General features: G+C 69.4%; 3 protein-coding genes. All 3 read right to left on the reverse strand.

Annotated elements, in window-relative coordinates; all coding sequences use genetic code 11:
• Nucleotides 1–204: 204 nt before the first annotated feature.
• Nucleotides 205–960, reverse strand: coding sequence for a DUF899 domain-containing protein (locus AC1D2K_RS32490; protein ID WP_478094276.1), 756 nt, complete (start codon nt 958–960; stop codon nt 205–207).
• Nucleotides 957–2342: a tetratricopeptide repeat protein gene (locus tag AC1D2K_RS32495; RefSeq protein ID WP_478094278.1), complete on the reverse strand. Its 1386-nt coding sequence runs from the start codon at nt 2340–2342 to the stop codon at nt 957–959. The genes AC1D2K_RS32490 and AC1D2K_RS32495 overlap by 4 nt, the downstream gene beginning before the upstream one ends.
• On the reverse strand, nt 2339–3274 hold a 936-nt coding region (locus AC1D2K_RS32500; RefSeq protein ID WP_478094280.1), incomplete at its 5' end, for an FAD-binding oxidoreductase. The genes AC1D2K_RS32500 and AC1D2K_RS32495, both read right to left, overlap by 4 nt.

Raw genomic sequence — 3274 nt, forward strand, 5'->3', positions numbered from 1 at the left:
CCCAGGACGTGAAGCCCTTGCAGGTGCGCGCGGCCGTCGCGCTGGCGCAACTGCTGGTCGGCATGGGACGCGTCGAGGAGGCCGACCAGCTCCTACGCCCGCATCTCATCGCGGCCGGCGACGAGACTTCGTCAGACCTCGTGCTGGCGCGAAGCCTGTTGTGCTGAACAGCCCAGCGGCTGGCGCTGCCTCCGGCCTGGCGGCTCATGTCTCCTTCCGGAACGCCGCCTCTCCGGCGTCCGACACCTCGACCCACTGCTTGTCGGGCACTGCGTCTGCGGCGTAGTTGTCGTGCCAGTTCCACCACTTGTAGGTCGGCGTCTGGGGATAGCCCTCGGGCGAGTCTTCCCAGACCTCCTGCCGGCCCAGCGGCGTGATGTCGAGGTAGTTCCAGGTGCCCCCCATCTGCTCGTCGCCGCGGTTGTTGATGAAGTAGGTGCGGAACACGCGGTCGCCCTCGCGGTAGAACACGTTCGTGCCGTGCCACTCGTCCACGCCGAAGTCGGCGTCGAAGCGGTCGGTGAGGGTGAACCACGGTATCTCCCAGCCCATCCGCGCCTTCAGCCGCGCGATGTCCGCCTGAGGTGCGCGCGAGACGAAGACAAGGGTCGTGTCACGGGCGTTCAGGTGGGCGACGTGGGCGACCTGGTCGGCCACCATGGAGCAGCCCCGGCAGGCGTGGTCGGGCCAGCCGAACACCCCCGGCTCGAAGAAGGCGCGGTAGACGATCAACTGCCGCCGACCGTCGAACAGGTCGAGCAGGCTGACCTTGCCCGCAGACCCCTCGAAGGCATAGGCCGCCTCCACGGCCATCCACGGCATTCGCCGGCGTTCGGCAGCCAGGGCGTCACGGGCGCGGGTCTGGGCCTTTTCCTTCACGAGCAGCTGCTCGCGGGCCGCCTCCCACGCCTGCGGCGACACGACCGCGGGTGTGGGCATGGATTGGGTTGACGTCGTCATGGCTGAAATCTCCTAGGTGGGCAAAATTCCGGCCTCCTGGCTGAAGCGTGATTCCAATCGCTCTCGCATCGCTCGTCGTTGGCCGTGAGACAGTTTGGCACCGGAGATCGAACGCGAGGAGTAACAAATGTGGCGGCATTCCGATGCCGTCGCTCCTTGCAACCCTGGAGACGCTCGAAGGCCTCCCGCAGGGTCAGGTTCAGCACATCGCGCTGCGCATGGCTGCCGCCGAGCCGGTGGGCCAACGCCGGCAGGCTCGCCAGCAGCGTGATCGCGATGGCTTGGTCCCCGCGTCCGAACGCGATCAGCGCCCGGCACGAGGAAAGCCCGAGCTGCCGCGTCGTTTCGCCGTGGCGCGTCGGCGACGACTGCGCCCTGAGCAACCCCAGCTCGAGGCGCCGCGCCCGATCCCAGTCGCGGGCGCCGACGAATGCGAGCGTGGCGTGCAGGTCGTTGAAGCTGCAGAAGCCGTCGTCGATGTGCGGGGCCCAGGCGGCCGCGAGCCTGGCCCAGCGCGTGCCCGTGTCGCCGCCGCAGAGCTCGATCCGCCACAGCAGCGCGGCGGCATCGATCAGTTCGGCGATCGGGTTCGAAGGATCGACCCAGACCCGCCGGTCGTACGACGACAGCGCTTCGTCGATCCGGCCCTGCGCCAGCCGGAACAGCGACAAGTGCCACCAGCAGTGGGTCGCCACCACGGTATCCCCGTCCCAGCCGTCCAGGTGCGCGTTCATCCAGCGCACGCCTGCGTCGGGGCGCTCGGTCATCTCGAACACATGCGCCAGCACATGGTGCGCCCGTGCGTCAAACGGATTCAGGGCCAGCGCCGCGTGCGCGAGTTCCTCGGCGCGGTCGTATTCGCCGCACTCCTCGAGCCCGAAGGCATGCATCGCCAGCACGGCGTGGTAGCCCGGCATATCGCACGACCAGGCCGGCAGCACCGCCGCCACGCGATGGACCATCCGCGCGGATTCGCCGGTGACGTGGTCGAACATATGCGCCACCTGCAGCGCCAGCGCATCCCGCGGCTCCAGGCGAAGCAGCTCGCCGAGCCTCTGCTTGGCGCCTTCGTAGTCGTCGTCGAGCACCGCGGCGATCGCGGCAAGATGCAGCCGCTCGCGCCGGTTGGCCGGCAGGCGGGCAGCGCGCGCGAGCACCGGCCGCGCCGATTGCACGCGTCGCGGATCTCGGCTGCCGATCAGCAGGTAGGCCTGCAGCGCGTGCGCCATCACGAAGTCAGGCGACGCCTGCAGCGCCAGGGCAAGTTCCGCGTCGACGCCGCCGCGCCAGCTCTGGAATGCGGCGAGCGCTCGCTCGTACGCCACCCCTGCGGACGCTGTGGCGCCGGTGATCCGGCACCCGCGGTCGTCGACCCGGATCATGGGACTACCTTCGTGGCCGGCGCGATGTTCAGGTTCATGCGGAACAGGTTGTCCGGGTCGAAGCGCTGCTTCACGGCCTGAAGGCGTTCGTGGTTCACGCCATAGCTCGCTGCGACGCGCTCGGCTTCATCCTCGGTCAGGAAGTTCACGTAGCCGCTTCCCGTGGCGTGCGGCGCGGCCTCCTCGAAGGCCTGGCGCGCCCAGGCGCGCACCCGCTCGTCGTCGGCCGCGTCGGACCAACGGCCATGCACGTTCATGATGTAGTTCGCATCGCGGCCGGCAAAGGCCGTGGCCGTCGGCTTCACGCGCGCCATCGCACCGCCGAGCTGCGCGATGAAGATCTCGCACTCCGGTCCCGGCAGGCGGCCGGCGGATGCGATCACGACGTCGAGCGCCTCGTCGGTCAACCGGTTGAAGTTGTTCGACTTCCAGTAGTTGCGGCTGCCGGCCGTCAGCAGCGGATCGAAGGCGGACTGGAATCCGGCGTAGGGCGTCGGCCCCAGCGCGGTCCCGATCGGATCGCCGAACTTCAGCACCGGCGCGGCCGCCCGCTCGCCCGCCGCGACCTCGCCACAATGGACGAGGGGGAAGATCACCACCTCGGTGCCGTGGGCCGACGCCGGCAGGAACGGAAGCGGCGGCGCCTTGCGAAGCACCGCCCAGACGCTCAGTTCGTCGGGCGAGCCGGTGTTGAAGTCGCGCCAGGCGCGCAGAACCTTTTGGGCCTGCGCGAACGGATACACGACCAGGCCGGCGTAGAGCTCGGGCCCGACCGGATGGAGCTGGAACTCGAACGACGTCACGACGCCGAAGTTGCCGCCGCCGCCGCGCAGGGCCCAGAACAGGTCGGGCTCGGAAGTGGCGGAGGCGACGCGCGCGGTGCCGTCGGCGGTCACCACATTGACGCTCAGCAGGTTGTCGACGGTCATGCC

This window comes from Variovorax sp. P1_H12_2, assembly GCF_056405335.1.